General features: G+C 72.6%; 29 protein-coding genes. 12 read left to right on the top strand and 17 right to left on the bottom strand.

Features of this window, described 5'->3' with window-relative positions:
- Position 1: 1 nt before the first annotated feature.
- Complete coding sequence (locus DOO78_RS12705) at positions 2-1,423, top strand: TRAP transporter large permease (protein ID WP_207802885.1); 1,422 nt, start codon at positions 2-4, stop codon at positions 1,421-1,423.
- 211 nt (positions 1,424-1,634) lie between these two features.
- On the opposite strand, the gene DOO78_RS27870 is transcribed toward DOO78_RS12705, so the two are convergent.
- Positions 1,635-2,102: a hypothetical protein gene (locus tag DOO78_RS27870; RefSeq protein ID WP_207802886.1), complete on the bottom strand. Its 468-nt coding sequence runs from the start codon at positions 2,100-2,102 to the stop codon at positions 1,635-1,637.
- A gap of 364 nt (positions 2,103-2,466) precedes the next feature.
- Between DOO78_RS27870 and mscL the strand changes: the two genes are divergently transcribed.
- Positions 2,467-2,946 (top strand): large-conductance mechanosensitive channel protein MscL, encoded by a 480-nt coding sequence (gene mscL / locus DOO78_RS12715; RefSeq protein WP_243634527.1) that lies wholly within the window; start codon positions 2,467-2,469, stop codon positions 2,944-2,946.
- A gap of 241 nt (positions 2,947-3,187) precedes the next feature.
- Here mscL and DOO78_RS12720 read toward each other — a convergent pair whose 3' ends face one another.
- Positions 3,188-3,844: a CBS domain-containing protein gene (locus DOO78_RS12720; protein ID WP_111470295.1), complete on the bottom strand. Its 657-nt coding sequence runs from the start codon at positions 3,842-3,844 to the stop codon at positions 3,188-3,190.
- Positions 3,845-4,090: 246 nt separating this feature from the next.
- Positions 4,091-5,725 (bottom strand): Na+/H+ antiporter, encoded by a 1,635-nt coding sequence (locus DOO78_RS12725; RefSeq protein ID WP_165838869.1) that lies wholly within the window; start codon positions 5,723-5,725, stop codon positions 4,091-4,093.
- 107 nt (positions 5,726-5,832) lie between these two features.
- Between DOO78_RS12725 and DOO78_RS12730 the strand changes: the two genes are divergently transcribed.
- On the top strand, positions 5,833-6,852 hold the full coding sequence (locus DOO78_RS12730; protein ID WP_207802887.1) for a S1C family serine protease: 1,020 nt from the start codon (positions 5,833-5,835) through the stop codon (positions 6,850-6,852).
- A gap of 263 nt (positions 6,853-7,115) precedes the next feature.
- Here the strand turns inward: DOO78_RS12730 and DOO78_RS12735 are convergent, their stop codons facing one another.
- The 5 genes from DOO78_RS12735 to DOO78_RS27085 all read right to left on the bottom strand — a co-directional run bounded on the left by DOO78_RS12735 (position 7,116) and on the right by DOO78_RS27085 (position 10,344).
- Positions 7,116-7,271: a hypothetical protein gene (locus tag DOO78_RS12735; protein ID WP_207802888.1), complete on the bottom strand. Its 156-nt coding sequence runs from the start codon at positions 7,269-7,271 to the stop codon at positions 7,116-7,118.
- Between the two features lie 35 nt (positions 7,272-7,306).
- Entirely contained in the window at positions 7,307-7,633 is a 327-nt protein-coding gene (locus DOO78_RS12740) for an antibiotic biosynthesis monooxygenase family protein (RefSeq protein ID WP_111470170.1), read from the bottom strand.
- 169 nt (positions 7,634-7,802) lie between these two features.
- A complete protein-coding gene (locus DOO78_RS12745) occupies positions 7,803-9,302 on the bottom strand; it encodes a tripartite tricarboxylate transporter permease (protein WP_111470171.1) in 1,500 nt (499 codons plus the stop codon).
- A gap of 30 nt (positions 9,303-9,332) precedes the next feature.
- Complete coding sequence (locus DOO78_RS12750) at positions 9,333-9,902, bottom strand: tripartite tricarboxylate transporter TctB family protein (protein WP_243634528.1); 570 nt, start codon at positions 9,900-9,902, stop codon at positions 9,333-9,335.
- 199 nt (positions 9,903-10,101) lie between these two features.
- Complete coding sequence (locus DOO78_RS27085) at positions 10,102-10,344, bottom strand: hypothetical protein (protein ID WP_128080047.1); 243 nt, start codon at positions 10,342-10,344, stop codon at positions 10,102-10,104.
- A 497-nt stretch (positions 10,345-10,841) separates the two neighbouring features.
- Here DOO78_RS27085 and DOO78_RS12755 point away from each other — a divergent pair, with 497 nt between their 5' ends.
- From DOO78_RS12755 to DOO78_RS12775, 5 genes are all read left to right on the top strand, one after another.
- Complete coding sequence (locus DOO78_RS12755; protein WP_111470173.1) at positions 10,842-12,038, top strand: M20 metallopeptidase family protein; 1,197 nt, start codon at positions 10,842-10,844, stop codon at positions 12,036-12,038.
- Positions 12,039-12,080: 42 nt separating this feature from the next.
- Positions 12,081-13,073: a ketopantoate reductase family protein gene (locus DOO78_RS12760; RefSeq protein WP_111470174.1), complete on the top strand. Its 993-nt coding sequence runs from the start codon at positions 12,081-12,083 to the stop codon at positions 13,071-13,073.
- Positions 13,074-13,081: 8 nt separating this feature from the next.
- On the top strand, positions 13,082-14,071 hold the full coding sequence (locus tag DOO78_RS12765; protein WP_111470175.1) for a ketopantoate reductase family protein: 990 nt from the start codon (positions 13,082-13,084) through the stop codon (positions 14,069-14,071).
- Between the two features lie 2 nt (positions 14,072-14,073).
- Complete coding sequence (locus DOO78_RS12770) at positions 14,074-14,910, top strand: VOC family protein (protein ID WP_111470176.1); 837 nt, start codon at positions 14,074-14,076, stop codon at positions 14,908-14,910.
- Between the two features lie 236 nt (positions 14,911-15,146).
- Entirely contained in the window at positions 15,147-15,359 is a 213-nt protein-coding gene (locus tag DOO78_RS12775; RefSeq protein ID WP_111470177.1) for a hypothetical protein, read from the top strand.
- A gap of 45 nt (positions 15,360-15,404) precedes the next feature.
- Here DOO78_RS12775 and DOO78_RS12780 read toward each other — a convergent pair whose 3' ends face one another.
- Entirely contained in the window at positions 15,405-16,355 is a 951-nt protein-coding gene (locus tag DOO78_RS12780) for a hypothetical protein (protein ID WP_111470178.1), read from the bottom strand.
- 127 nt (positions 16,356-16,482) lie between these two features.
- On the opposite strand from DOO78_RS12780, the gene DOO78_RS12785 reads away from it, so the two are divergent.
- The gene (locus DOO78_RS12785) at positions 16,483-17,016 is read left to right on the top strand and encodes a cytochrome b (RefSeq protein ID WP_165838870.1); all 534 of its coding nucleotides are present in this window, start codon (positions 16,483-16,485) and stop codon (positions 17,014-17,016) included.
- Between the two features lie 54 nt (positions 17,017-17,070).
- Here DOO78_RS12785 and DOO78_RS12790 read toward each other — a convergent pair whose 3' ends face one another.
- On the bottom strand, positions 17,071-17,280 hold the full coding sequence (locus tag DOO78_RS12790) for a hypothetical protein (protein WP_111470180.1): 210 nt from the start codon (positions 17,278-17,280) through the stop codon (positions 17,071-17,073).
- A gap of 95 nt (positions 17,281-17,375) precedes the next feature.
- Here DOO78_RS12790 and DOO78_RS12795 point away from each other — a divergent pair, with 95 nt between their 5' ends.
- Both DOO78_RS12795 and DOO78_RS12800 read left to right on the top strand, forming a co-directional pair.
- On the top strand, positions 17,376-17,708 hold the full coding sequence (locus tag DOO78_RS12795; RefSeq protein WP_111470181.1) for a DUF1491 family protein: 333 nt from the start codon (positions 17,376-17,378) through the stop codon (positions 17,706-17,708).
- Between the two features lie 195 nt (positions 17,709-17,903).
- The gene (locus tag DOO78_RS12800; RefSeq protein WP_111470182.1) at positions 17,904-18,614 is read left to right on the top strand and encodes a response regulator transcription factor; all 711 of its coding nucleotides are present in this window, start codon (positions 17,904-17,906) and stop codon (positions 18,612-18,614) included.
- Positions 18,615-18,690: 76 nt separating this feature from the next.
- On the opposite strand, the gene DOO78_RS12805 is transcribed toward DOO78_RS12800, so the two are convergent.
- The 6 genes from DOO78_RS12805 to DOO78_RS12830 form a co-directional block, all read right to left on the bottom strand.
- The gene (locus tag DOO78_RS12805) at positions 18,691-20,310 is read right to left on the bottom strand and encodes a peptidoglycan -binding protein (protein WP_111470183.1); all 1,620 of its coding nucleotides are present in this window, start codon (positions 20,308-20,310) and stop codon (positions 18,691-18,693) included.
- A gap of 16 nt (positions 20,311-20,326) precedes the next feature.
- Complete coding sequence (locus tag DOO78_RS12810; RefSeq protein ID WP_111470184.1) at positions 20,327-21,475, bottom strand: flagellar motor protein MotA; 1,149 nt, start codon at positions 21,473-21,475, stop codon at positions 20,327-20,329.
- A gap of 17 nt (positions 21,476-21,492) precedes the next feature.
- Complete coding sequence (locus DOO78_RS12815; RefSeq protein WP_111470185.1) at positions 21,493-22,023, bottom strand: hypothetical protein; 531 nt, start codon at positions 22,021-22,023, stop codon at positions 21,493-21,495.
- A 136-nt stretch (positions 22,024-22,159) separates the two neighbouring features.
- Positions 22,160-23,041, bottom strand: a complete 882-nt coding sequence (locus DOO78_RS12820) for an inositol monophosphatase family protein (RefSeq protein WP_111470186.1) — start codon at positions 23,039-23,041, stop codon at positions 22,160-22,162.
- An 83-nt stretch (positions 23,042-23,124) separates the two neighbouring features.
- Entirely contained in the window at positions 23,125-23,691 is a 567-nt protein-coding gene (efp, locus tag DOO78_RS12825; RefSeq protein WP_111470187.1) for an elongation factor P, read from the bottom strand.
- Between the two features lie 159 nt (positions 23,692-23,850).
- Positions 23,851-24,216: a hypothetical protein gene (locus DOO78_RS12830; protein ID WP_111470188.1), complete on the bottom strand. Its 366-nt coding sequence runs from the start codon at positions 24,214-24,216 to the stop codon at positions 23,851-23,853.
- A gap of 535 nt (positions 24,217-24,751) precedes the next feature.
- Here DOO78_RS12830 and DOO78_RS12835 point away from each other — a divergent pair.
- Positions 24,752-25,141, top strand: a complete 390-nt coding sequence (locus DOO78_RS12835) for a hypothetical protein (protein ID WP_111470189.1) — start codon at positions 24,752-24,754, stop codon at positions 25,139-25,141.
- Positions 25,142-25,217: 76 nt separating this feature from the next.
- Here DOO78_RS12835 and serA read toward each other — a convergent pair whose 3' ends face one another.
- Positions 25,218-26,465 (bottom strand): phosphoglycerate dehydrogenase, encoded by a 1,248-nt coding sequence (gene serA, locus DOO78_RS12840; protein ID WP_111470190.1) that lies wholly within the window; start codon positions 26,463-26,465, stop codon positions 25,218-25,220.
- Positions 26,466-26,604: the final 139 nt, after the last annotated feature.

Below are 26,604 nucleotides of genomic sequence, written 5' to 3' on the forward strand. Positions count from 1 at the left end.
CGTGGATCTCCTCACCTTCGCCCTGCTGCTGCTGGTCCTGCTCTGCATCCTGCTCGGCGCCGGGCTGTGGATCTCGATGTCGCTCGCCGCCGTCGGCTATGTGGCGATGACCTTCGTGCACCCGACGCCCGGCCTTTTCCTTGCCTCGGCCTTCTGGGAATCGACCGGCTCCTGGACGCTGGCGGCGCTGCCGATGTTCGTCTGGATGGGCGAGATCCTGTTCCGCACCAAGCTGTCGGAGGAGCTGTTCAACGGCCTCGCCCCCTGGGTGCGGCGCATCCCGGGCGGGCTGCTGCACGTGAACATCCTCGCCTGCGGCATCTTCGGCAGCGTCTCCGGCTCGAGCGCGGCGACCTGCGCCACCGTCTCCAAGATCGCCCTGCCGGAGCTGAAGCGGCGCGGCTATGACGAGGATGTCGCGGTCGGCAGCCTCGCCACCTCGGGCACGCTCGGCATCCTCATCCCGCCCTCCATCATCATGGTGGTCTATGCGGTGGCGGCCGAGGTCTCGATCATCCGCGTCTTCATCGCCGGCTGCCTGCCGGGGCTGATCGTGATGTTGCTGTTCAGCGCCTATATCGCCATCTGGGCGATGCTGAACCCGGACAAGCAGCCGCCGCCGGAGCCGCGGATGCCGCTCGCCGCCAAGCTGCGGCAGAGCGCCCAGCTCATCCCCTGCACCATCCTCATCATCGTCGTCATCGGCACCATGTTCGCCGGCTGGGCCACGGCGACCGAGGCCGCGGCCTTCGGCGTGCTCGGCTCCCTGCTCATGGCGCTCGGGCGGCGCACCGGCTGGGGCGTGCTGGCGCTCGGTGCCCTGCTCTGGATCGGTGGGGTGATCGTGTTCCACCAGGCGATGGCCTTCGCCTTCTTCGCCCTGCTCGGCATCGCCGCCGGGGAGCGCATCCTGACCTGGGAGAATTTCCTCGACAGCGTGAAGGGCGCGACCCGGCTCTCCTGCATGATCATGTTCATCCTGGCCGGCGCCGCCTTCCTGACCAAGGCGATGGCGCTGACCGGCATCCCGGCGGCGCTGGCCGAGGCGGTGGCGGCGATGAATCTCGGCCCCTACGGGCTGATCGCGGTGCTGACGGTGGTCTATGTCATCCTCGGCACCGCGCTCGACGGCGTCTCGATGATCGTGCTCACCACTTCCATCGTCATCCCGCTGGTGCAGCATGCGGGGTTCGACCTGGTCTGGTTCGGCATCTTCATCGTGCTGCTAGTCGAGATCGCCGAGATCACGCCGCCGGTCGGCTTCAACCTGTTCGTCATGCAGACGATGACGGGCAAGGAGCAAACCGAGGTTGCCATGGCCTCGCTGCCCTTCTTCCTGATGCTGGTGCTGACGGTGGTGCTGTGCACCGTCTTCCCGGTGACGCTGGTCACCGGCCTGCCGGACTGGCTGCTGGCGCGATAGGACAGCCTGACGACAGGGGCGCGCCTTCGCGCTTGCCTGCTCGCTATGCTGGGCGCTTCCCGTGAACCGGCGTTCACGGGAAGCGCCCCAGACACTGTTTTCAGAACATCTTCACCCGATCAGGTAAGCCCACCTGATCGGGCTCTGCTCTGGCGCGTGATCGCTCGAGGTTGACTCACCGAAAGCGTGCATCACGCGACCAAACAATGCTCTAGCGCGCCGGGGCGGCCGTCGAGGAGCCGGCGGGGGTGGTGGCGCCGGTGCCCGTGCTCGTCGCCGCGCTGCCGCCGGATGTGGATGGGCCGACCACGCCGCCGCCCATATAGGCGCGGTCGCGCTCGTCGCGCGGCTCATGCCGCGCCGTCTGGGTCGCGGTGGCCTTGCGGCGGCTGGCGCTCTTCTTCCCCTTCTCGTCGAGCGGGGTGCGGACTTCGGGATTCTTCCAGACCGGCTTGCCGAGATTGACGTCGCTCGGCGAGGTGGCGGCACCGGTGACCGCGCCCGCGCCGCCACCGATGGCCGCGCCGGCCAGCGCGCCGACCGGGCCGCCGAGGGCGCCGATTCCGGCACCCGTGGCCGCGCCCGCCGCGGCGCCGCCCGTGGTCCGGTCCGTGCTGTTGGTGCCGCAGGCGGCCAGGCTCGTCGCCAAAGCCACGGCCCCGAGCAATCTGCCCATCATCCTCGCCTCTCCTCCTCGAATCCGGGGCGGATACTCTCCGGCGTGTCGGAGGGAACCATCGTCCGCCCGCAACGGCGCAACGTCGCCCCGCTGGCTTGGTTGCGCATCCGATGACCACCCAGCGTTGTGATCGCGTCCGGGGACAGCGGGAACGGCGCGGATGCAACCGGGCGCGGGCGTCGGGCGTGTTCCCGGCGGAACGCTTCGCAGGGAGGGCTGCGACGCTCCGCGCGGACCGGCACGGAGGCTCTGGACGCCGGTCCGTTGCACGTCTTGCATAGCGACGGATCGCCGGCCGGCGCCTTCTCCGACCCGGGTCCACTACCATGCGCGGAGTCGAGACCTCATGCAGCCACCCATTTCCATGCACGAGCCCGCCTGGCTGCGGGAATTCAAAGCCTTCATCATGCGCGGCAGCGTGGTGGATCTCGCGGTCGGCCTGGTGGTCGGCGCCGCCTTCACCTCGATCGTCACCTCCTTCGTGGAGGACATCATCAACCCGGTGATCGGCCTGCTCATCGGCGGCGTCGATTTCTCGAACATCTTCGTGGTCATGAGCGGCGAGCGCCGCGCCTCGTTGCAGGCGACGCGCGACGGCGGCGCCGCGGTGCTGGCGGTCGGCAGCTTCATCAACACGATCATCAAATTCCTGATCGTGTCCTTCGCCATCTTCTGGGTGGTCAAGGCGCTGTCGAAGCTGCGGGTCAGCGAATTGGGCAAGGTGGAGACGCCGCCGCCGGGCCCGACGCCGACCGAGAGCCTGCTCGCCGAGATCCGCGATGAGCTCAAGGTGCAGCGCGGCCTGCCGGGCGCCGCCGTGGCCACGCCCAGGCCGCCGGCCTGACAGCGGGCCCCGGTGCGGCGGCGACGCGCCGGGGCCTGGTCCTCAGGCAGGGCCGCCGCATCGGGGCCGAGCCCGCATGCGACCTGGCGGGGCGGCAGCCTCCGCAAGGCCGCTGGCCGGCCGGGCCCGGTTGCATCCCGGCCCGGCCGACGCTGCGCCGGCCGCGGCCCTTACCGGTACCGGCGCCATCCACGCCGCCAGGCCATCACCTCGGCCCGCGATCCGACTGCGCCCCGGGGCGTCAGGCCCAGCGGCCGGGGCTCGCATCGGTGATGCGGTCCTCAACCTTCCGCACCCCCGGAACCCCCGCCGCGATGGCCTCCAGCCCGCGGCGGACGGCCTGGGAGTGGCAGAAGCCGTAGAGGGTCACGACCCCCTCGGCGACCTCGAAGAACACATAGGGCGCGTCCGCCCAGGGAAGCCGCGCCATCTCCGCCGCCACGGCGCTGCGGATCGCCTGGTCCGAGGTCTCGGTGGCGGGGGCGAGCAGGGCCCGCAGCAGATCGGCGCGGGAGAGGATCCCGACCAGCATGCCATCCTGCACCACCGGCAACCGCCGGATGTTGTGCGTCTCCAGCATATGCGCCGCATGCTCGATCGGGACCTCCTCGGTCACCGTGATGACGTTGCGGGTCATGATGTCGCCGGCGGTGGCGCCATGCCCCGCCGCGTAGCGCGCCGCGGCCTTCTCCCGGTCGTAGAAGAGGGCGCGCCAGAAGCCCGGCTCCGGCTCGTCGCTGGTGGAGAGGCGGCGGATCAGGTCCGCCTCGGAGACGACGCCGAGCAGCAGGCCCCAGCTATCGGTCACCGGCACCGCGGAGATGCCGCGATCGGCCAGCAGCCGCGCCACGGCCATCACGGGGGTGTCGCCGGGGACCGAGATCACCTTCCGGCTCATGACATCGCGGACCTGCATGGTCTTGCCCTTCCCTTGGAGCGGGTGAAGATGCTCTGAGAACAATAGGCTAGAGCATTTGCCGTGAACGCATGTGAACGGAGAATGCCCTAGGAGGCGCGGCGGTCGCCCGCCCCATGCGGTGAACCTGCCGGAACTTTCGGCAGGCTGCCTTGCGCCGGGTCAAGCCCGAACCGCGCGGCCGAAGAGGTGGGAGGCCAGCGCCCGCTGTCCAAGCCGGCGCCGGCCTCAGCCCGGGCCCTGCGCCGCCCGCCGCGCCGCATCCGCCGCCCGCTCCGCCGGGCTCCGCGGATCGCCGAGGACGGCGCGCACCCGCAGCTCCTCCAGGTCGAGCTCCCGCTCCAGCTTCTGCAGGATGTCGGCATGCAGATTCCCGGCCCGGGCATGCGCGATGAGCTTGGTCCGCGCCGCCTCCAGCGCCGCCAGGCGCAGGGACCGCCGCGCCGCGCGCTCGGCCGTCGCCGCCGCGTCATGCGTCGCGACCCGGTGCAGATGCTCCGCCCGGTCCTGGAATTCCGGCAGCATCTCGCGGGCGATCGCCCCCTCCAGCGGATCCTCCACCCGGCCTTCGATCTCCTCCAGGGCGGCGGTCGCCATGAGGCGCCGCCCCTCGGCCTCGTCCGGATCGATGCCGCCCTCCGGCGCCGGTTCCTCGACACCGAGCCGGCGGATCAGCCATTCGAGCGTGGTGCCCTGCAGCACCAGGGTCGCCAGGATGGCCACGAAGGCGAGGAAGACGAGCAGGTCGCGTTCCGGCACCTCGAAGGGCAGGGCGAGGGCGGCGGCCAGGCTGACCACGCCGCGCATGCCGGCCCAGGAGAGGATCGTGGCCTGCCGCCAGGAGGAGAGCGGCGCGTGGCGGGCCAGGGCCGGCGCCAGCCGCCCCAGCCAGAGGGTGGGGAAGATCCAGAGGAAGCGCGACAGGACGACGGTCGCGGCGACGGCGCCGCCGAGCGCCAGCAACTGTCCGATGCCGCGGTCGGCGATGTTCGACAGCACCTGCCGGAGCTGCAGCCCGATGAGGATGAAGATCAGGCTGGTGAGCACGAATTCGACGAATCCCCAGACGGCCTGGGCGCTGAGCCGGCTGCGGGAGGTGAGCAGGGCGTGCTGCGCCTGGCCCATATGCAGGCCGGCCGTCACCACCGCGAGCACGCCGGAGACGCCGATGCTCTCGGCGGCGAGGTAGGCGGCATAGGCGGCGAGGAAGCTGGTCGTCACCTCCAGCATCGGGTCGCCGAGCCGGCGCAGGGCCATCATCGTCAGCCGGCCGACCACCCAGCCCGTGGCGATGCCCCCGGCGCCGAGCGCGAGGAAGGCGAGGCCGCCATCGAGGGGCGCGATGCTGCCCTGCGCCACGGCCGCGGCAACGGCCAGCCGGTAGAGCACCAGGGAGGAGGCGTCGTTCACCAGGCTCTCGCCCTGCAGCACGGTGACGATCCGTCGCGGCAGGCGCAGCCGCTGCAGCACGGCCTCCGCCGCCACCGCATCGGGCGGGGCGACGATGGCGCCGAGCGCGATGGCGACCGACCAGGGCAGGTCCGGCAGGAATTGCCGCGCGACCAGGGCGACGCAGAAGGCGGTGAACAGCACGGCGCCGAGCGCCAGGGCCAGGATGGAGCGCAGGTTGCTGCGGAAGGACCTCCAGTCGGTGCGCCAGGCGCTGGCCTGCAGCAGCGGCGGCAGGAAGAGGGCGAGGGCGAGGTCGGGATCGAGCCGGACCGTGGGCAGCTGCGGCACCAGCGCCAGCAGCATGCCGCCGATTACCAGGATCACGGCATAGGGCAGGCCGAGCCGGCGGGAGAGCAGGGCGAAGCCGATGCAGGCGGCGATCAGGACCAGCAGCGTGTCGACAAGGTCCATGCAACGCCCCCGGACGCATCCTCGGGGCCGATCGCGCCGCGATGCGCGCATCGGCCCTGGTGCAGCCGGCCTCCTACCGCGGATGGCGGCCGGGCGGAAATGCCCCGATGCGGCGCGTGCCCTGCCCGAACGGCCAGGTGGCCCGGGCGCCGCCGGGCGCCCAACTGGATGTCACCATGCTGGATATCCCCCAGGCGTCCGAGGACGCACCCCTGCTCGATGCCTATTCGCGCGCCGTGACCGCGGCGGTGGAGCGGGTGGGGCCCGCCGTGGTGCATGTGGCGGTGCGCGGCGAGCGGAGCGCCGGTGCCGGTTCCGGCGTCATCGTCGCACCGGACGGGCTCGTCCTGACCAATGCCCATGTCGTCGCCGGCGCCGGCACGGTGCAGGTGACCGCGGCCGAGGGCCGGCCCATGGCGGCGCGGGTGCTCGGCGTCGATCCCGATACCGACCTCGCCCTGCTGCGGGCGGAGAGCGCGGCGGCGCTGCCCGCGGCGCGGCTCGGCGATTCGGCGGCGCTGCGGGTCGGCCAGCTCGCCATCGCCATCGGCAACCCGCTCGGCTTCTCCTCGACCGTCACCGCCGGCGTGGTCAGCGCCCTCGGCCGCAGCCTGCCGGGGCGTGGCGGGCGGCCCATCGAGGATCTGGTGCAGACCGACGCGGCGCTGAACCCGGGCAATTCCGGCGGCGCCCTGGTCGATAGCGGCGGGCAGGTGATCGGCATCAACACCGCCATCATCGCCGGCGCCCAGGGGCTCTGCTTCGCGGTCGCGGCCAATACCGCGCAGCTCGTCCTCGGCCAGCTCATCCGCTTCGGCCGGGTCCGGCGCGCCGCGCTCGGCCTGACCGGCCAGCGCGAGGCGGTGCCGCGGCGCTTCGCCCGCCCGCTCGGGATCGAGCAGGCGCATGGCGTGCTCGTCGCCGCCGTGCAACCGGGTGGGCCGGCCGATCGCGCGGGCATCGAGCGCGGCGACCTGCTGCTCGCCATCGCCGGCGAGCCGGTGACCGGGGTGGATGCCCTGCTGCGCTGGCTCACCGGGGAGCGGGTCGGGCGGCCGGCCGAGGCACTGGTGCTGCGGCGGGGCGATCCACGGCGGCTGCGCGTGGTGCCGGCCGAGCGGCCCTGAGGAGTGGCCCTGAGGAGCGACCCTGAGCGGCGCGCCCCGGGCGGCCCGCACCGCTGCGGGCGGGCATCCGGGCGCGTCCCGCGATCGAACAGCGCCCCACAGCATTTCCGGTGAGCTTCCGTTCACCTGCAATGCTCTCGGTATTTGTTTTTACGAGCATCTTCACCTGTCCGGATGAGGTCATCCGGACAGGATCTGCTCTAGTCTACTGGTTCCAGGGCATCGTCACCCGATCAGGTGAGTCCACCTGATCGGGACCTGCCCTAGCCGCGCCGGTTCAGGAGCACCAGCACGCCGACCACCACGGCGATGATGGCGATGCCGACCATGCCCTCGATCACCTGGAAGTTCGGCGCGTCGCGGGCGACGAAGAGGGCGGTGATGGCGCCGGCCGCGACCAGCAGGATCCTAGCCGGCACCGTCCAGGCTCCCGCCGGTCTGCTGCCGGCGCATCTCAGCCGGCACGGTCCCGCGTGATGGTCTGCACCGGCTCGAAGCCCTCGAATTCGGGATGGCCGAGATAGAGCGGCCGCGTCGTGCCGGCGTTGCGGTGCGCCATGCGGAAGGCCTCGGAGCGGGTCCAGGCCTCGAAATCGTCGCGCGAGCGCCAAGTGGTGTGCGAGGAATAGAGGACGTGGTCCTCCTTGGCCGGCCCCTTCAGCAGGTGGAATTCCAGGAAGCCCGGCACGCTCTGCAGCTGGCTGTCGCGGGATTTCCACATGGTCTCGAACTCCGCTTCCGAGCCCGGGGCCACGCGGAAGCGGTTCATGGCGATGAACATGGCATTCTCCTCGCTCTGCCGGTCCCCGGGCCGCCCGCCCTGGGCGCGGCGCGATGGCCCAGGGCCAGACCCGCCGCATCCGGTGGCGCAGCCTGCGGCGCGGCGGCGGAAAAGAAAAGGCCGCCCCGACAGGCGGGGCGGCCTTCCAGACCTGGGGCGGGCGGGGCGTTCAGCCCGCCATCGCCGCTTCCTTCCCCTTGCGCAGGTTGGGCAGCATCATCGCCAGCAGGGCGATGGCCGCGATGGCCAGCAGCGTCGCGCTGATCGGCCGCTGCAGGAAGACCATCGGGTCGCCGCGCGAGAGCAGCATGGCGCGGCGCAGATGCTCCTCCATCATCGGGCCGAGCACGAAGCCGATCAGCAGCGGCGCCGGCTCCATCCGCAGCTTGTTGCAGAAGTAGCCGAAGATGGCGAACAGCACGGTGGAGTAGACGTCGAAGACGTTGTTGTTCACCGAGTAGGCGCCGATGCAGCAGAAGACCAGGATCGACGGGTAGAGGAACTTGTAGGGCACCTGCAGCAGCTTCACCCACATGCCGATCATCGGCAGGTTGATGACCAGCAGCATCACATTGCCGATCCACATGGAGCAGATCAGGCCCCAGAACAGGTCGGGCTGCGATTCCACCATGCGCGGCCCGGGCTGGATGCCCTGGATGATCAGCGCGCCGACCATCAGCGCCATGACGGCGTTGGCCGGGATGCCGAGGGTGAGCAGCGGGATGAAGCTGGTCTGCGCCGCGGCGTTGTTGGCCGCTTCCGGCCCCGCCACGCCCTCGATCGCGCCCTGGCCGAACATGTGCCGGCCCTTCGACATCTTCCGCTCCATCATGTAGGAGCCGAAGGCCGCCAGCGAGGCGCCGCCGCCCGGCAGGATGCCGAGCACCGAGCCGACGATGGTGCCGCGCAGCACCGAGGGCGTCGCCCGCTTCCATTCCTCCTTGGTCAGCCAGAGGCTGTCGACCTTGGTCTTCAGGACCGAGCGCGCCTCGGGGCGTTCGAGGTTCAGGATGATCTCGGCGATGCCGAACATGCCCATGGCCAGCGCCACGAAGCTGATGCCGTCCGAGAGCTCGGGGATGCCGAAGGTGAAGCGTTGCTGGCCGGTCTGCACATCGGTGCCGACCAGGCCGAGCAGCACGCCCATGACCACCATCGCCACCGACTTCAGCACCGAGCCCTGCGCCAGCACCGCCGAGATGATGAGGCCGAGCAGCATCAGCGAGAAGTAGTCGGCCGGGCCGAAGGAGAGCGCGACCGAGGTGAGCAGCGGGCCGGAGGCGGCGACCAGGATGGTGGCGACCGAGCCGGCGAAGAAGGAGCCGAGCGCCGAGGTGGCCAGCGCCGCGCCGGCCCGCCCGTTGCGGGCCATCTTGTAGCCCTCGAGCGTGGTCACCACCGAGCTGATCTCACCCGGCAGGTTCAGCAGGATGGCGGTGGTCGAGCCGCCATACTGCGCGCCGTAGTAGATGCCGGCGAGCATGATGATGGCGGTGGTCGCCGGCTGGCCGAAGGTGATCGGCAGCAGCAGCGAGATGGTGGCGACCGGCCCGATGCCCGGTAGCACGCCGATGGCGGTGCCGATCAGCGCGCCGATCAGCGCGAAGAGCAGGTTCTGGAAACTCAGCGCGACGCTGAATCCATGTGCCAGATTGCCTAGGATATCCATGGTCCGTGTGGCTCCCTCCCGGCGCCTGGTTCAGAATTGCGGCCAGACGGCCACGCGGATGTCGAGCTGCTTGATGAAGACCCACCAGCAGAGCGCGAGCAGGAACACCGCCATGCCCAGCACGCCGAGCGGCCGCTGCCGGTGCTCCGGCTCGGCCATGGCGGAGAGGACGATGGTGGCGATCAGCGCCAGCATCAGCCCGCCGCGCTCGAGCAGCAGGCAGAAGGCGCACATCGCGGCGCAGATATAGCCCATCAGCCGCCAGCCCTTGGCGACGCAGATCACCAGGAAGCCGACCAGCATGCCGAAGCCGAGATCGGCATAGGAGGTGGTGAAGAAGCTGCTGAGATGCGGCGCCACCAGCATCGCCGCCGTGCCAGCGGCGATGCCGAGCACGAGGCTGCCGATCTCGAGGCCGGTCCATTTCTCCAGCGGGTCCGGCCCGTTGAAGAAGGCGATCCCGAGCACCAGGAAGCCGAGGCCGATCTGGATCCAGAAGACCAGCATCGGCATGTAGCCCGGCCCCATCCGCCGGGCGCTGCCGAGCGCATGGTCCTGATTGAGCCAGAGGCCGACTGCCGCCAGCAGGATCAGGAACAAGCCTGCGGCAATGTCCTTCGCGTTCAGTTTCATGCGGCGACCTTTCTCGGCTCCCACCATCCCGGCACGATCCTCCGGGCATTGTCAGTCCAACAGTCAGCCCGCCAGCGCCCGGCAGACTCATCCCATGGCCGCGCGGGACACCGCCCAGCCACAGGACCGATGCCTGATGCAGGCGGCGCAGGACGCGCGGCCGGCCTCAAGCGACCTGCGCGCCGGCGGCCCTGGCCACCGGCGCCCGGCGGGCACCACCGGCCCGCAGGAACTCTGCATGGGCGGAGACGTCGGGCCCGCCGGACGCATCGCCGGTGCAACGGACAGGCAGCACCCGTTCGGCCCATGCCGCGGCGATGATCCGCGCCTGGCAGGCAGCCATCAGGCTGGCCGGCCCGGTTGAGCGGATGCCGACGGGATCAGCCTCCAACTCGCGGTGCACCGGCACGGCCGGAAGCGCTGCGTGCCGCGTCTCGGCCAAAAGTGCAAGAGCGCGCGCCGCGTCGTCGGCCGCCGGCGCCGCGGCGGGCGACGGGCCAGCGGCCCGCGCCGGTCCAGGGAGACCGGTGTGGCGGGCGGGTGTCGGCGTGGGGTGGCGAGCAGGCCGGGACGGCACGCGCCGGCGGTTCACATATGCGACGGCGGAGCCATCCGATCGCGTCGCACGGCAGCGCGGGGCGCTGCGAGGAACGGGCAGGGCGCGATGCGACGCCGGGTGCCGCCGCACCGTCCGGACACGCGCAACCATAAGCAGCGCCAAGGTGGCGCCGCCTGCGTGCAGGACACGGCGTGACGGGATCCCGGACATTTTCCTCCCCGGACGGGCGGGTTGCGTATCGCATGCCGGATGCCGGCCCGGCAAGCCGCGCCCCGGCGCCGGGCGGCGCCCTGGACAGGGAAGGGGCTTCCCGCAATCCTCCGGGACTTGCTGCCTGGGATCGCACCATGTCGGCCGCCCATTCCGAACGACTGAAAAACGACCCGGAAACGCGCATCCGGGAGGCGGTCGCGGCGATCGAGCCGGGCCTCGTGGCGATCCGCCGCGACATCCACGCCCATCCCGAGCTCGGCTTCGAGGAGATGCGCACCGCCGGCATCGTGGCCGCCGAGCTGGCCCGCCTCGGCATCCCGCACCGCACCGGCATCGGCCGCACCGGCGTGGTCGGGGTGATCGAGGGCGGCAGGCCGGGCCCGACGCTGGCCATCCGCGCCGACATGGACGCGCTGCCGATCCAGGAGGAGACCGGGCTCGCCTTCGCCTCCACCGTGCCCGGGACGATGCATGCCTGCGGCCATGACATCCACACGACGACGCTGCTCGGCGTCGCCGAGGTGCTGCGGGGGCTGGCGCCGCAGCTCGCCGGCCGCGTGGTGCTGGTCTTCCAGCCGGCCGAGGAGGCGTTGGGCGGCGCCGCGGCGATGATCGCCGATGGCGTGCTGGAGGGCGTCGACATGGCGCTCGGCTTCCACAACCATCCGGACATGCCGGTCGGCCGCTTCGCCTATGTCCGCGGCTCCACCCTGGCGGCGGCCGACCGCTTCGACCTCGTCATCCGCGGCCGCAGCGGCCATGCCGCGCATCCGGAGCTCGCCATCGATCCCATCGTCGCCGCCGGCGCCTTCATCGGCCAGGCGCAGACCGTGGTGAGCCGGGAGATCGACCCGCTGCTGCCCGCCGTCGTCACCATCGGCATGGTGCAGGGCGGCACCGCCCCGAACATCATCCCCGAGACGGTGACGCTGAAGGGCACGGTGCGCACGCTGCAGCCCGCGGCGCGCGACGTGGCGGAGGCGGCGCTGCGCCGGCTGGCGGCGGGGCTGGACGCGATGCACCGCACGCGCTCGGCGCTCGACTTCCGCCGCGGCGTGCCGCCGCTGATCAATGCCGAGAGCGTGCTCGAGCCGGCCGTCGCCGCCGTGCGGCGGCAGCTCGGCGAGGTGCTGGCCGAGGGGCGGCCGAGCATGGGGGCGGAGGATTTCGCCGAGTTCGCCGAGCGGGTGCCGGCCTTCCATCTCCGCGTCGGCAGCGGCGCCCCCGGCCGCGACGACCATCTGCACAACGACCGCTACCAGCCGGATGAGCGCTGCATCGGCCTCGGCGTGCAGGCCCTCTCGCGCATCGCGCTCGACATGCTGGCATGAGGCAGGCACGGGCATGAGACAGGTGCGGGGCGCCGCCGGCGCATGAGGGTCTGCGTCTACGGCGCCGGCGCCATCGGCGGCCATGTCGCGGCCCGGCTGGCGCGCGGCGGGGCGGCGGTCTCGGTCGTCGCCCGGGGCGCGCATCTGGCCGCGATCCGCGAGCGGGGGCTGACGGTCGCGGCGGCCGATGGGATGCTGTACTGCCAGCCCCGGGCGAGCGAGGACCCGCGCGATCTCGGCCCGCAGGATGCGGTGATCGTCACCGTCAAGGCGCCGGCCCTGCCGCAGGTCGCCGCCGGCATCGCGCCGCTGCTCGGGCCGGAGACCGCCGTCGCCTTCGTCATGAACGGCATCCCCTGGTGGTATTTCGACCGCACGGCGCGGGAGGGCGAGCGGCTGCCGGCGCTCGATCCCGGCGAGGCGCTGCGGCGGGCCGTCGGCATCCCGCGCACCCTCGGCGGCGTGGTCTACGCCGCGGCCAGCGTCACCGCGCCGGGGCGGATCGAGGCCCTCGCGCCCGACAGCCGCGTGCTGCTCGGCGAGCTCGACGGCGCCATGACGCCGCGGCTCGCGGCGCTGGCCGCGGCGATCTCGGCCGGCGGCATGCGCGGCGAGGCGGTGCCGGACATCCGCCGGGCGGTCTGGACCAAGCTGCTCGGCAACCTGATGACCGGGCCGCTCTGCCTGCTCGCCCGCGCCTCGATGCAGGAGGTGCTGGCGGCGCCGGCGGTGCGCGAGGCCGCCATCGCCATCGCCCGCGAGGTGATGGCGCTGGCCGCCGCCCATGGCCAGCCCATCGCCGGCGACGCGCCGGAGGCGCGCATCGCCCGCTCCGCCGGGCTGCGGCACCGGCCCTCCATCCTGCAGGACCTGGAGGCCGGGCGGCCGATGGAGGTGGAGGCGCTGTTCCAGGCGCCGCTGGCGCTGGCCCGCGCCGCCGGGGTGCCGGTGCCGATGCTGGAATTGATGGTCGCGCTCGCCACGCAGGCCGCGACCGGGGCCGGGCTCTACGTGGCGCCGGCGGGGATGGGATAGAGAAGGCGATGCGGCTTTGCATCTTCGGCGCCGGGGCGATCGGCGGGCATCTGGCGGGCCGGCTCGGCAAGGGCGGCGCCGAGGTCTCGGTGGTCGCCCGCGGCGCGCATCTCGCGGCGATCCGCGAGCGCGGGCTGCTGATCCGCGCCGGTGACGGCGAGATGCATCTGCGGCCGCAGGCCAGCGACGACCCGGCCAGGCTCGGCCCGCAGGATGCCGTCATCGTCTGCACCAAGGTGCCGGCGCTCGGCAGCGTGGCGCGGGCCATCGCGCCGCTGCTCGGGCCGGAGACGCCGGTCCTCTTCGTCACCAACGGCATCCCCTGGTGGTACTTCGCCGGGCATGGCGGGCCGGAGGAGGGGCAGCGCGTGCCGGAGGCCGATCCCGACGGCAGCGTCTGGGAACGGATCGGGCCGGGCCGGGCCATCGGCGGCGTCATCTACTCCGCCTGCCACGTGCCGGAGCCGGGCGTGATCGAGGTGACGAGCAAGGGCAGCAAGCTGATCCTCGGGGAGCCGGATGGCAGCCGCTCGGCGCGCGCCGTGGCGCTGGCCGGGGCCTTCAAGGCCGGCGGCATGCCCTGCAGCGTCTCCGGGACGATCCGCACCGAGGTCTGGGGCAAGCTGCTGAACAACCTCTCCAACGGCCCGCTCTGCCTGCTGACGCGCCAGGACATGCGCGCGACCTTCCGCGACCCGGTGCTGCGCGAGGCGGCGGTGCAGGTGGTGCGCGAGGGCATGGCGATCGCGGCGAGCCTCGGCCAGGCGGTGCCGGGCGCGCCGGAGGAGCGCGTCACCCTCTCGGCCGACATCCCGCACAAGCCCTCCATCCTGCAGGATCTCGAGGCCGGGCGGCCGATGGAGATGGACTCGCTGTTCCAGGTGGTGCTCCGCCTGGGGCGCGAGCGCGGCGTCCCGGCGCCGACCCTCGCCCTGCTGGTGGCGATGGCGGCGCAGGCCGCCGAGGCGGCCGGCCTCTACCGGCGCGCCGGGGGCTGAGCATGGCGCCCCTCCTCGACCACCTCGTCATCGATGTGCGGGACCGGATGGCGGCCGGCGCGGCGCGGCTGGCGGCGCTCGGCTTCCAGCTCACCCCGCTGGGGCGCCACAGTCTCGGCTCGGCCAACCATCTCGCCGTCCTCGGCGAGGACTATCTCGAGCTGCTCGGCACGGATGTGCCGGGCGGGCCGCTGCGGCCGGACATCGCCGCCGACCCCGTCGGGCTGAACGGGCTGGTCTTCAAGACCGATGCCGCCGAGGCGCTGTCCGCGGCGCTGCTGGCGCGCGGTGTGCCGGCCCTGCCGGCGCAGAGCTTCCACCGGCCGGTGGAATTGCCGGATGGCGGCCGCGGCGAGGCCCGCTTTCGCACCGTGCGGCTCGACCGGGCCGCGGCCTTCGATGGCCGGCTCTACTGGTGCGAGCACCTGACGCCGCAGCATGTCTGGCGCCCGGAATGGCAGCGCCATCCGAACGGCGCCTGTGCCATCGCCCGCGTGCTGCTCGCCGCGCGCGACCCGCAGCGCCAGGCGGCGATGTTCCGCCGGATCCACGGCGCGGCGGCCGTCCAGGCCGGCGAGGATGGCCGCGTCGTCCTGCCCTGCGGGCCGGTGCAGGTGGAGATCGCGCCGCATGCCGCGGTGGCGGCCGAACTCGGCGAGGCGGCGCCCGATCCCGCCGGGCGGGGCGATCATCTGGTGCTCGTCGCGCTCAGGGTGACGGCCCTTGCCGACACCGTGGCCCTGCTGCGGAGCCGCGGCATCGCGGTGGACTCCACGCCGACGGGGTTGCGCGTGCCGGCCGAGCCGGCCTTGAACGCCGTGGTCGATTTCATCGCCTGATCTTTCCGTTGCGCCGGCGCCGCGGTCGAGACTTCTCGTGATGCACGCCGCTTTTCCGTGGAACGCGACGCATGCCTTAGGCGTCTTCCCTGCGGAGCGGATCGCGCCAGGGCGTGAACGCCGAGGTGCGTGAATCCACTCCGAAAACGACACCCTGCATCGGTGCGGCGGACAGTCCTGGTCGCGCGCCGCTGTAGTCCCGCGCGGGCCTGGTCCGAGGCGAGGAAGAGCGCTGCATGGATCTGCATCTGAGTCCGAAGAACCGCATGAACGACACGATAGGCCGCCGGGATGTGCCGCCGCCCCGCGAGGATGCGAGCGCGGGCCCTCGCCCGTCCGCCGAGGACCGTCCCTGGCGCGACCGCCGGAAGGCGGTGTTCGATGTCGCGGATTTTCGCGCCATCGCCGATTTCGCCGGCATCCGGCGGCAGCCACGGCGCGGCCGCTGAGCCGCCCCGGGGAAGGCCGCCGGCATGGCCGCCTTCCCCTCCGTCTCAGCCGCTCGCCGGCGCGGGCGGCGCAGGCGGACGGGGCAGGGCGGTCTGGCCCAGCACCCAGCCTTCCCAGCGGCGGATCCAGGGATCGTCGGGGACGAAATCCGGCCGCAGCCCATCCAGCACGCCGATCAGCCCGAGCAGGCCGATGACGGAATCGAAGCGGTCCTCGCCTGCCGCGTCGCGTCCGAAGCCGGCCGTCGCAGCGGCGAGGAGGGCCGCGTCGGGTTGGACGCGGCGCGCCGTCATCTCGGCCAGCAGGGCCGGCGCCAGCGCCCGCCTCGCTGTCTCGGCCCGCTTGCTGCCGGCCAGCCGCAGGCCGCACTGGCGGAGCGCCTCGGCCGGATAGACCTCGGCCAGCACCGCCCGGCCCGGCGCGAGCAGCGCGTGCAGCCCGCCCTCGAAGGGCCAGAGGCGGATCGGCGCCGCCCCCTCCAGCGCCGGGATCAGCCAGTCCCGCCAGGCGGCGATCGCCGCCTTGCCCGACTGGTTGGCGCCGAGGGTCCAGAAGAGCGGCGCGCCGGCCGGCCGCTCCGCCGTCGCCCGGTCGCACCAGCGGGACAACTCCTGCGGCCCGGCGAGGCCGAGCGCCGCGGCATGCGCCGCCCGCGTCATGCCGGCGACGCCGCGGGCCGGGTAGAAGGGGCTGGCCGCGGCGACCGTCTCCAGCCCGGCATTCACCACGAAGAATTCCGGCCGCGCCGCGAGCCCGCGCAGGAACGCCGGAAAGCCCGGCTCCGGCCGCGTCGCGGCATAGGCCCGCGGCAGGCCGAGCGGCAGGTCGAGCCCGAGCGCGACCGGCAGGCCAGGCCCGAGCAGCCTCGGCAGCAGCGCCGCGAGGTCGCCGACCGGCTCCGGGGCGCCGGCCCGCCATTGTCCTTCCGCGCGACGGGCCCAAGTCAGCCAACGCTTGCGCGGATCGGTGCTCCAATCCGCATGGGCGGCGATCATGTCACCCCGCCAGGCGGCGCGCGGCATGCCGCCGTCCAGCGGAGGGCGATCACGCGGATCGCGGCCGGCGGGGAGGGATGGCGTCATGGCGGGAATGGCTGAGCTTGGCCTCCGGAGGCCGGTGGGCGTGGCGCCTGCGAGCTACAGCGCCGGCGCCAAGTGGTTCCACTGGATCACCGCGGCGCTGCTGGCGATCGCCCTGCCGGTCGGCTTCGTCATCCAGCACATCAAGGACAGCGACAAGACGATCTTCTACACCCTGCACGAATCGGCCGGCCTCACCATCCTCCTCGTCGCCCTGGCGCGGCTGGCCTGGCGGCTGCGGCATCCGCCGCCGCCGTTGCCGGCGCAGGTGCCGCGGCTGCTGCAGCGGGTCGCCGCGGCGGTGCATCACAGCCTCTACGCGCTGCTGATCCTGCAACCCATCCTCGGCTTCGTCGCCACCAATGCCTGGGGCTTCCCGCTGCGCGGCGAGAGCGCCTATCTCGGCTTCATCGACCTGCCGCAGATCATGGAGAAAAACGAGGGGCTCGCCGAGGTATTGCAGACCCTGCACACCATCGGCGGCTGGGCGATCCTGGTGCTGCTGGTGCTGCATGTCGCCGGCGTGGTCTTCCACCAGGCGATCCGCCGGGACGGCACGCTGCTGCGGATGATCTGATGGCCGGCACGGCGCCGGCCGGTGGCCCATGGCGGCGGTGCCGGGCGGGCCGGCTCAGAGCGGCTTCTGCGCCTTCTCGAGGAGGCGGGCGAGCAGGCCGGGCTTCTTGGCCGGCACCGGCTGGCGGGCCTTCGCCAGGTCTGCCCGCTCCAGCGCAGCATCCTTCTCCTTGTTGGACAGCCATTTCTCCAGGCTCATGCCCGCCTTGGCAGCCCGTTTCGCCTCATAGGCGCGCTGGGCTTCGGTCATCTTGCGTTGATCCATGGGACCCTCATCGGCACCGGCAGATGTGCCGGCAACCCCGCCGCTCGGCAAGCAGGGGCTTGATGCCGAGGGAGGATCGCGCCCCTATGCGACGCATGGAAGCGCGCGTGAAGGCGGGAATCTGGGTCTCGATGGCCCTGCGGCTGGCGGACATCGCCGGGCGGAGCGGGGCCGTGCTGCGCAAGGGCGATCCGGATTCCGGCGGCATCCTCTGCGTCCTGCGCGGCAGGGAGGGCCTCGTCGTGCTGAGCCAGGTGCGGGATGCCGAGGGACGGCCCGCCTGGCTGCGCGGCAGCGGCGCCCAGCCGGTCGATCAGGCCGCCGCCGATGCCTATGTGGAACGGCAGGTGAAGCGCGACCCGGATCTCTGGGTGGTGGAATTCGAGGCCCCCGACCTCGTCCCGCCCTTCGAGGGCCGCATGCTCTAGCGACGCCACAGCGGAGCCCTGGCGGAGGCCGGCCAGCACGGGACCATCCCGAATCGCAACATTGTGTTGTCGATCCAACGCTTCCGTGAGATGCGTTTTTTCGCGCGACAGTTTCAATTGTGCGAAGCACACCGGGAATCGCGCAGGTTTGCGACACGTCCCGGGCGTTCTGCCCATCACATTCCGGAGGTCGATTTGGCAACGCCCCGCCCCATCCTGATCGTCGAGGACGATGCCGCCCTGCGCGCGACCCTCGCCGAGCAGATCGCCCTCGAAGGCGATTTCACCGCGGACGAGGCCGAGAGCGCGACCGAGGCGGCGGCCAAGCTGGCCGATGCCGATGGCCGCTACGACGCGATCTTGCTCGATATCGGCCTGCCCGATGGCGATGGACGTGATTTCTGCGCCAAGCTGCGACGCGACGGCATGCGCATGCCGGTCATCATGCTGACCGGCGCCGATGCCGAGCAGGATGTCGTCCGCGGCCTCGATTCGGGCGCCAACGACTACGTCGCCAAGCCCTTCCGCCTGCCGGAGCTGCTGGCGCGGGTGCGGGCGCAGCTCCGGGTCTTCGACAACTCCGAGGACGCGGTCTTCACCATCGGGCCCTATCTCTTCCGGCCCTCGGCCAAGGTGCTGCTGGAGCCGACCCGGAACCGCAAGGTGCGCCTCACCGACAAGGAGAGCGCGATCCTGAAATTCCTCTACCGGGCGGGCGGCAAGCCCGTGCCGCGGCAGGTGCTGCTGAACGAGGTCTGGGGCTATAACAGCAACGTGACCACGCACACCCTCGAGACCCATATCTACCGCCTGCGGCAGAAGATCGAGCCGGACCCGACCCGCGCCCGGCTGCTGCTGACCGAGGGTGGCGGCTACAAGCTCGAGCCAGGCACCAGCGCCGCCTGACCGGCACCGCCTCCCGAGCCGGATGGGGGCCGCGGCAGCGATGCCGCGGCCCTTTCACGTTCGCCGCCGGGGCCGGTCAGCGATCGGTCAGCCGGAACTCGATCCGCCGGTTGCGCGCCAGGGCCTCGGGCGAATCGCCCGTGTCGATCGGCTGGTTGTCGCCGAAGGCGGTGGCGGCGACGCGGTTGGCCGGCAGGCCCTCCGCCATCAGCAACTGCGCCACGGCGATGGCCCGTGCCGCCGAAAGCTCCCAATTGGTGGCATAGCGGGCCCCGGGCAGCATCGGCGTGCGGTCGGCATGGCCATCGACCCGCAGCAGCCAGTTCACGTCGGAGGGGATCTTGCGGGCGATCTCCTGCAACACGCGGGCGATGGACCGGATCTGCTGCTGCCCGGCGGCGGAGAGATCGGCGGAGCCCGGCGGGAACAGCACCTCCGACTGCAACACGAAGCGGTCGCCGACGATCCGCACTTCCGGCCGGTCGCCCAACACGTCGCGCAGCCGCCCGAAGAAGTCGCTGCGATAGCGCTGCAGCTCCTCGACCCGCGCCGCCAGCGCCGCGTTCAGCCGGGCGCCGAGGGTGACGATCTGCGCATCCTTGTCGCGGCCCGCCGTCTCCGCGGCATCGAGCGCCGCGGCCAGCCGGCCGATCTGGTTGCGCAGCTCCTCCACCTGCCGCGTCAGCAGCGCCACCTGGGCGCGCGCGCTCTCGGCCAGCCTTGCCTGGTCCGCGGCATTGCGCTCGGCCGCCTCGCGGCGCTGGACCTCCGTCGCGGCGGCCCCCTCGGCGGCCGTCCGGGCGCGCCCCTGCTCCTCGGCGCGCCGCATCGCCTCCTGCGCCTGCCGCTCGAGCTGGTCGCGCAGCGCCGCCAGGCTCCGCACCTGCTCCGACAGCCGGGCGATATCGGCCAGCCGCGCCTCGATCACCGTCTTGTCGGCCGTGACGGTGCGGTTCAGCGTCGCCATCTCCGCCTGCATCGCCGCGAGCTGCTTCTGCGTCTGGGCGAGCTGCGCCTGGGCGTCCTGCAATTGCCGGGCGAGGCCGGCCAGCTCCTGCCGCGCCGTCTCCGTCGCGCCGCGGCTCTCGGCGAGCTGCCGGTCGAGCGCCGCCGCGCGGGTCTCGCTCTGTTGTCGCGCCGCCTGCTCGGCGGCGAGGCCCCGGCCGGTCTCGGCGAGGCGGCGCACCGTCTGCGCGGCATCGCCGCCGACGCTCTCGGCGCGGCGCAGCGCCTCGGCGAGCTGCTGCTCGAGCGAGGCCACCCGCTCGGCATTGCCGCGGCCGGCGAGCTCGAGATCGACCAGCCGCGCCGCCAGCCGCTCGCGTTCCGCCTGGGCGGCGTCGCGCTCGCCGCCGGCCCGGTCGCGCTCCTCGCGCGCCTCCCGCAGCTGGGCGGTGAGCTGGTCGCGGGCGCTGGCCGCGGCGCGCAACTCCTCGGCGGTGCGCGAGAGGGTGCTGCGAAGCTCGGCCGCCTGGCCGCGTTCCAGCGCCAGCATTTCGGCCAGCTCGGCCACCTGCGCGTTCAGCCGGTCCAGCGCCCGGTCGCGGGAGGAGAGCGCGACGCTGAGGAAGCCCTGGGCCAGGACGAAGACCAGCAGGACGAAGATGATGACCATGAGGAGCGTGGACAGCGCATCCACATAGCCCGGCCAGGCATCCAGCCCGCTGCCGCGGTTGCGGCGCGAGTTCAGCGCCACCGCGCGGCGCGGCGGCTCATCGCGGCGCCTCCTCGGCCAGCGCGGCGATGGTGCGCGCGACCAGCTTGATCTCGCTGCGCAGCTCCGCCGTCGCCTGGGCGCGGCCCTGGGTCAGCTCCTCCAGCAGGCGGGCCAGGTAGATCTCGGTGTTGCGCAGATGGCCGCGCACCACCTCGTCGCCGGCCGGCGCGGCCGCCTGCGCATCGGCCAGGCGTTGCAGCACCGGGCCGAGCGAGGCCTGCTGCTCGGCGACGCGCAGCATGAGCGACTGGCTGGCGCGGATCTGGTCGGTCAGCACCGAGAGCCGCTCGGTCAGCGTCATCATCGCCTGGCTGGTCTGCGCCCGCCCCTCCTCGCCGCGCGCCAGGATGCGTTGCAGCCCCTCCAGGTTCTCCGCCGTCTGCTCGAGCAGCGCCTGCACATAGGCGGGGACGTTGCCGCCCTCGCCGCTGCCGTCGCCGAGCACGCCGGAGGAGAGCCGGGTGATGCCGGCCAGCCATTCCTCCAGCTCGTAGTAGAAGCGGTTCTGCGCCTGCCCGGCGGTGAGGTCGAGGAAGCCGAGGACGAGGGCGCCGGCGAGGCCGAGCATGGAGGAGGAGAAGGCCGTCCCCATGCCCTTCAGCGGCTGCGCCAGCCCGCTCTTCAACTGGGTGAAGAGCTGGTTCAGGTCGCCCGACCCGACCGACATGTTGCCGATGACGTCGGAGACCGAGCCGATGGTCAGCAGCAGGCCCCAGAAGGTGCCGAGCAGGCCGAGGAAGATCAGCAGCCCGGTCATGTAGCGCGACAGCTCCCGGCTCTCGTCGAGCCGCGAGGCGATGCCGTCGAGCACGCTGCGCATCGCCGGCGCCGAGAGGCTGAGGCGTTCCGAGCGGCGGGCCTGGAACATGCTCGCCATCGGTCCGAGCAGGCGCGGCACCGGCATCGCCGGCGCGCCGAGCCGGGGGCTGCGGAAATGCTCCAGCCAGTCCACCTCCGGCCGCAGGGTCAGCACCTGGCGCAGGTTCCAGAGGATGCCGATGAACAGCACGCCGAGGATGAGGCTGTTCAGCACCAGGTTGGTGGCGAAGGCGGCGGCGAGCTGCGGCGCGAGCAGCGCGGCGAGGCCGGCGACCACGGCGAGGAAGCCGAGCATGCGCCAGAGGAAGCGGAGGGGAGGGGTCATCGTCCCTGCCTTGCCGGTCAGCGCTGCGGGGCGGCGGGCCGGAGCCCGGGCGGCTGCACATCGACGGCATCCGCCGCCTCCGGCGTCCGGCCCATCGGGCGCAGGTCGATGCGGGTGGCGGCGAGGCCGCCCGAGACCAGCGCCGCCTTCACCGCCAGGCCGCGGGCGAGGCTGCGCCGGCGGGCCATGGAGACATCCTTGGCCGGGCCGCTGGCCTGGGCGAGCAGCGTCACCCGCCCCTCCGGCAGGGCGGCGAGGCGCTTGCCGAGCGTGGCGAGCGCGGCCTCGGCCGCCGCCGGCGGCGCCTCCTGCTCCGGCGGGAAGCGCAGCCGCCAGCCGCCTTCGGGCAGCGCCTCCAGGCCGGCGGGCGTGGCGATGGCGAGCACCGCGGCCGACGGCCCCGCCGCCCGGCCGCGATCCGGGCCCCGCGAGAGGTCGGCGGGGCGGGGCGGCGCCGGCGCCGGCTCCGCCGGCATGTCCTCGGTCGTGGCGGGCGCCGGCTGGGCGTCCACGGGGGCGGCGAGGAGCAGGGCCGCGAGGAGGATCACCCCAGGCGGCCATCCCGTCCGGACTGGCTTGCTGCGCGACACGCCCGTTATCGCCCCCGCTCCTGTCGCCGGCGGGCGCTGCACGCGCCGGCGGATCCCGCCCGTCAGGGTAGGGGATCGGCCCCGGCTTGGAAACTCAACCCACGGAGGGGGCCGCGGCAGGGGGCGCCTCGGCGCTGCGACCGCGGGCGGCACCAGCGGCGGCAATGCCCTCCTGCACCACCTCGCGCAGCTTCGGCTGCAGCGCGGTGTTGCCGGCCACCACCATGCCCTCGGCATAGGGGTCGCCGCCCTCGGGATCGGTGACGAAGCCGCCGGCCTCCCGCAGCAGGATCAGCCCCGCCGCGATGTCCCACTTCTTCAGGCCGAGCTCCCAGAAGCCGTCGTAGCGGCCGGCGGCGGTCCAGGCGAGGTCGAGCGCCGCGGCGCCGAAGCGGCGCACCCCCGCCACCTGCGGCATGAGCCGCGCCAGGATCTGCGAGAACTCGGCCTTGCGCGGCACGCCGGCGAAGGGGATGCCGGTGGCGAAGAGCGCCTCCTTCATGTCGCGGCGGGCGGAGACGCGCAGGCGGCGATCGTTGAGGAAGGCGCCGACGCCCTTCTCGGCCCAGAACATCTCATCGGCGGCGGGGTTGTAGACGACGCCGGCCACGATCTCGGTGCGGTCGGCCTCGATCCGCTTCTCGATGCCGACCGAGATCGCCCAGTGCGGGATGCCGTGCAGGAAATTGCTGGTGCCGTCGAGCGGATCGACCACCCAGCGCCATTCCCAGTCCTCGGCGCCCTGCGCCCCGCTCTCCTCCATCAGGAAGGCGAAATTCGGCCGGGCGCGGGAGAGCTCGGCCCGCAGCGTCTCCTCCGCCCGCAGGTCGGCGGCGGAGACGAAGTCGCCCGGCCCCTTCACCGAGACCTGCAGCTGCTCGACCTCGCCGAAATCGCGGAGCAGGCGGCGGCCGGCCTTCTGGACGGCGTTCACCACGACGTTGAGGGCAGGGGAGAGGCGTGGGGAGGGGGCCATGGGAATCCCGGCGGCAGGACGAGAAGGAAGGGCGACGGGCGGACGGCCGGGGGGCCGCGCGGCCGCCGCGGCAGGGCGTGGCGCTACTTCGCGCGCTCGACGTAGGAGGCGTCCTCGGTCTTCACCACGATCTTGTCGCCCGCGGTGACGAAGGGCGGCACCATGGTCTTCACGCCGTTCGACAGCAGGGCCGGCTTGTAGGAGGAGGAGGCGGTCTGGCCCTTCACTACCGGATCGGCCTCGGTCACCTCGAGCACCACCGATTCCGGCAGGGACATCGCCACCGGCTCGCCCTCGATGAGGCGGACATTGACGGTCATGCCCTCGACCAGGAAGGGCAGGCGGTCGCCGAGGATATCCTTCGAGACATGCGTCTGCTCATAGGTCTCGGGATGCATCAGCACGAGCTGCTCGCCCTCGGCATAGGAGAAGGTGAACTCCTCGTCGGCCGTCTCCAGCCGCTCCACCGTATCGGCGGTGCGCCAGCGCTGGTCCTTCTTGGCGCCGGTCTTGACGTTGCGCATCTCCACCTGGATGACGGCCGCGCCCTTGCCCGGGATCATGATGTTCTGCTTGAGGATGGTGTAGCGCTGGCCTTCGAATTCGATGACCATGCCGGCACGCATCTGGTTGGCCTGCATCTTTGCCATGGGTGGGCGACCTGTCCGGTGGGTGAATGAGCGGGCGCGCCGCGGCGCCCTGCGGCGGCAGGGCCTGCGCGGTGCGGCAAGGGGCCGGGTTTTAGGAGGTCGGGCGCGGCGAGGGAAGGGGGCGCGGCTGCCGCCGCCGGCCCCCGGGCTGCCGGTTGTTCAGTTCCGGACCAGCGCCTTCAGCGTCCAGGCGGTGCCGCGGGCAAGGCTGGCCGGCACGGCGGGGCCGCCGGCCACCTGGACCTCGACATCGGGATCGTAGAGGCCCGGCCTGGCGACCACGCTCAGCCGGATATTCGGCCCGACCAACCGGCAGCTCTCGGCGACGAGGCGGTCGATGGCCGCGCGGTCGTTGTCGTCGAGGGCGCGGCGCAGCGCCGCGACCTGGTCCTGGCGGCGGCAGAGGGCGGTGGCGTCGGTGGTGAAGACGGGGCGGTCGAAGCGGACGCCCTCCTGGGCCCGGCCCGGGCCGCTCGGCGCGCCCAGGGCCAGGATGGCGCCTAGAGATAGAACAACAGCACGCATGGCTCGCCTCCATCCACCGGTGGGCTTGGTGCCACAATCCGCGGACGGCGGAACATCACCATTGGGAAACGGCGCCATTCCGTGAAGAGGGGCCCCCCTGCCGGTGGCCGGCCGGCGCAACGATGCGGATGCCAGGGGACCCCTGCCGGCCGGGGGACGCGTCACGTCATCGAGAGGACAAGGGCGCGGACACCCGCTCGCCCGGGCGGAAAGGCCGCAGCCCGGTGGCTTCCAGCCACGGATGGACCCAATATCCAATCGGAACGGCCTGGCAAGGGCAGGCGCGCGATCCCGGCGCGGAAACCCATGGCGGGATCGGGCCAGCATGCGATATTAAGTATGGTCCGGAATGACCCGCGTCCGGTCGGCGCATGCTGCGGTGCCACACGTCAGGCGCGAAATTCTTTCTGAAACGCACCCGAATCCATCATCGCCCCGCTCCCCAAACGATGGCGATCAGGCTATAACCCGGCGCGCGGGGCGACCCCCCTCTGCTCCGCTGGACGAAAAGAAGCGAGACTTTGGGATGGAACGTGTGACCAGCCTCCCGGGCATCCGCCCGCTGGCCCTGCCGCGTTTGCCGGCCGATTTCTTCGCACCCCCCCGTGATCCGGCGGCCCCCGAGCCCCTGAGCCTGGAATGGCCCCGCCGCAGCGGCGTCTTCCGGCTGGCCGGCTGCCCGGCGCGCCAGGCCGCCTTCCGCGCTGCCCTCGCCGAATACGAGGCGGCCGAGACCGCCGCGGCCCTCGCCCGCCGCTCGGGCGACCTCCGCGGCTTCTTCGCGGCGATGACCGAGACCCATCGCTGCTACGCCGCGCTCGAAGGGTTCGGCATCGCCGGCGCCGACCTCGCCCGGCTGCAGGTGCTGGCGCGCCGTCGCGGCCGCGAGGCCGCCCGGCGCGAACGCGCGGCCGAGGCCGCCTGACGCAACCCGGCCGGGCCGGGCGTCTCCGCGCGCCCCGGCCTGCCTGCCGGGGATCGCCGCCGGCAGCGGCCGGCGGCTATTCCCGCTCGTAGATGAGCCGGGCCCGCACCGTGCCGGGCAGGGCCCTCAGCTCGGCGAGGATCGCCTCCGCCTCGCTGCGCGCCTCGACGCTCTCGACAACGACGTAACCGAGCTCGCCATAGGTCTGGTAGTACTGCGCCGCGATGTTGAGGCCGCGCCGGCCGAAGGCCTCGTTGATGCGCGAGAGCATGCCGGGCGTGTCGCGGTGCACATGCGTCCAGCGCGCCCCGGTCGGCCGCACCGGGAGCTGCACCTGCGGGAAGTTCACCGCCCCGACCGTCGAGCCGCTGTCGCTGTACTCGATCAGCTTGCGCGCCACCTCCTGGCCGATGCGCGACTGCGCCTCCTGGGTGCTGCCGCCGATATGCGGCGTCAGGATGACGTTCGGCAGGCCCTGCACCGGGCTGTGGAAGGTCTCGCCGTTGCGGGCCGGCTCCTCGGGGAAGACATCGGCGGCGAAGCCGAGCAGGTGCCGCCCGCGCAGCGCCGCCGCCACCGCATCGAGATCGACCAGCGTGCCGCGGGCATTGTTGATCAGGATGCTGCCGGGCTTCATGGCGCGGATCTCGGCGGCGCCGATCATGCCGATCGTCGCCGGCGTCTCCGGCACGTGCAGCGTCACGATGTCGGCCTCGGCCAGCAGCTCGCCGAGCGAGGCGCAAGGCCGGGCATTGCCATGCGGCAGCTTGGCGGTGTGGTCGTAGTACAGCACCCGGAGGCCGAAGGCCTCGGCCAGCACCGAGAGCTGGCTGCCGATATTGCCGTAGCCGACGATGCCGAGGGTGCGGCCGCGCACCTCGAAGCTGCCCTCGGCCGATTTGTCCCAGCCGCCCTGATGCGCCGCGCGCGAGCGGTCCGGGATGCCGCGCAGCAGCATGACGATCTCGCCCATCACCAGCTCGGCCACCGAGCGGGTGTTGGAGAAGGGCGCGTTGAAGACCGGGATGCCGCGGGCCCGGGTGGTCTCCAGATCGACCTGGTTGGTGCCGATGCAGAAGCAGCCCACCGTGATCAACCGGTCCGCCGCCGCCAGCGCCTCGCCCACCAGCTGGGTGCGGGAGCGGATGCCGAGCATGTGGACGCCATGCAGCGCCTCGGCCAGCGCTGGGCCGTCCAGCGCCTTGGTCATGCGGGTGACGTTCTCGTAGCCGGCGGCGGCGAGCAGCGCGACGGCGCTCTCGGAGATCCCTTCCAGCAGCAGGACGCGGATGCGCTCCTTGGGCAGGGAGATGCGGTCGGACATGCGGGGCTCCGGAAGGCCGGCCTCCTGGCGGGTTCGGCAGGGGACGACGCGCACGCTCTAGGCCGGATCGCCGGCCGGCGGAAGCCGGCGGCGCGCACCCCCGGCCTGCGCCAGCCGGGAGGCTGGCGGCGCCTCCCTG

The organism is Roseicella frigidaeris (genome assembly GCF_003258945.1).
GTDB classification, from domain to species: Bacteria; Pseudomonadota; Alphaproteobacteria; order Acetobacterales; family Acetobacteraceae; genus Paracraurococcus; species Paracraurococcus frigidaeris.

Excerpts from the sequence above, each read along its gene's own strand:
- efp (WP_111470187.1), bottom strand. The coding sequence starts at position 23,691 with ATGGCAAAGATGCAGGCCAACCAGATGCGTGCCGGCATGGTCATCGAA.
- DOO78_RS12730 (WP_207802887.1), top strand. The coding sequence starts at position 5,833 with ATGCGGCGCGTGCCCTGCCCGAACGGCCAGGTGGCCCGGGCGCCGCCG.
- serA (WP_111470190.1), bottom strand. The coding sequence starts at position 26,465 with ATGTCCGACCGCATCTCCCTGCCCAAGGAGCGCATCCGCGTCCTGCTG.
- DOO78_RS12795 (WP_111470181.1), top strand. The coding sequence starts at position 17,376 with ATGGAAGCGCGCGTGAAGGCGGGAATCTGGGTCTCGATGGCCCTGCGG.
- DOO78_RS12740 (WP_111470170.1), bottom strand. The coding sequence starts at position 7,633 with ATGTTCATCGCCATGAACCGCTTCCGCGTGGCCCCGGGCTCGGAAGCG.
- DOO78_RS12780 (WP_111470178.1), bottom strand. The coding sequence starts at position 16,355 with ATGATCGCCGCCCATGCGGATTGGAGCACCGATCCGCGCAAGCGTTGG.
- DOO78_RS12755 (WP_111470173.1), top strand. The coding sequence starts at position 10,842 with ATGTCGGCCGCCCATTCCGAACGACTGAAAAACGACCCGGAAACGCGC.
- DOO78_RS12820 (WP_111470186.1), bottom strand. The coding sequence starts at position 23,041 with ATGGCCCCCTCCCCACGCCTCTCCCCTGCCCTCAACGTCGTGGTGAAC.
- mscL (WP_243634527.1), top strand. The coding sequence starts at position 2,467 with ATGCACGAGCCCGCCTGGCTGCGGGAATTCAAAGCCTTCATCATGCGC.
- DOO78_RS12725 (WP_165838869.1), bottom strand. The coding sequence starts at position 5,725 with ATGGACCTTGTCGACACGCTGCTGGTCCTGATCGCCGCCTGCATCGGC.
- DOO78_RS12770 (WP_111470176.1), top strand. The coding sequence starts at position 14,074 with ATGGCGCCCCTCCTCGACCACCTCGTCATCGATGTGCGGGACCGGATG.
- DOO78_RS12745 (WP_111470171.1), bottom strand. The coding sequence starts at position 9,302 with ATGGATATCCTAGGCAATCTGGCACATGGATTCAGCGTCGCGCTGAGT.
- DOO78_RS12720 (WP_111470295.1), bottom strand. The coding sequence starts at position 3,844 with ATGAGCCGGAAGGTGATCTCGGTCCCCGGCGACACCCCCGTGATGGCC.
- DOO78_RS12765 (WP_111470175.1), top strand. The coding sequence starts at position 13,082 with ATGCGGCTTTGCATCTTCGGCGCCGGGGCGATCGGCGGGCATCTGGCG.
- DOO78_RS12775 (WP_111470177.1), top strand. The coding sequence starts at position 15,147 with ATGGATCTGCATCTGAGTCCGAAGAACCGCATGAACGACACGATAGGC.
- DOO78_RS12810 (WP_111470184.1), bottom strand. The coding sequence starts at position 21,475 with ATGACCCCTCCCCTCCGCTTCCTCTGGCGCATGCTCGGCTTCCTCGCC.
- DOO78_RS12830 (WP_111470188.1), bottom strand. The coding sequence starts at position 24,216 with ATGCGTGCTGTTGTTCTATCTCTAGGCGCCATCCTGGCCCTGGGCGCG.
- DOO78_RS12760 (WP_111470174.1), top strand. The coding sequence starts at position 12,081 with ATGAGGGTCTGCGTCTACGGCGCCGGCGCCATCGGCGGCCATGTCGCG.
- DOO78_RS12790 (WP_111470180.1), bottom strand. The coding sequence starts at position 17,280 with ATGGATCAACGCAAGATGACCGAAGCCCAGCGCGCCTATGAGGCGAAA.
- DOO78_RS27870 (WP_207802886.1), bottom strand. The coding sequence starts at position 2,102 with ATGATGGGCAGATTGCTCGGGGCCGTGGCTTTGGCGACGAGCCTGGCC.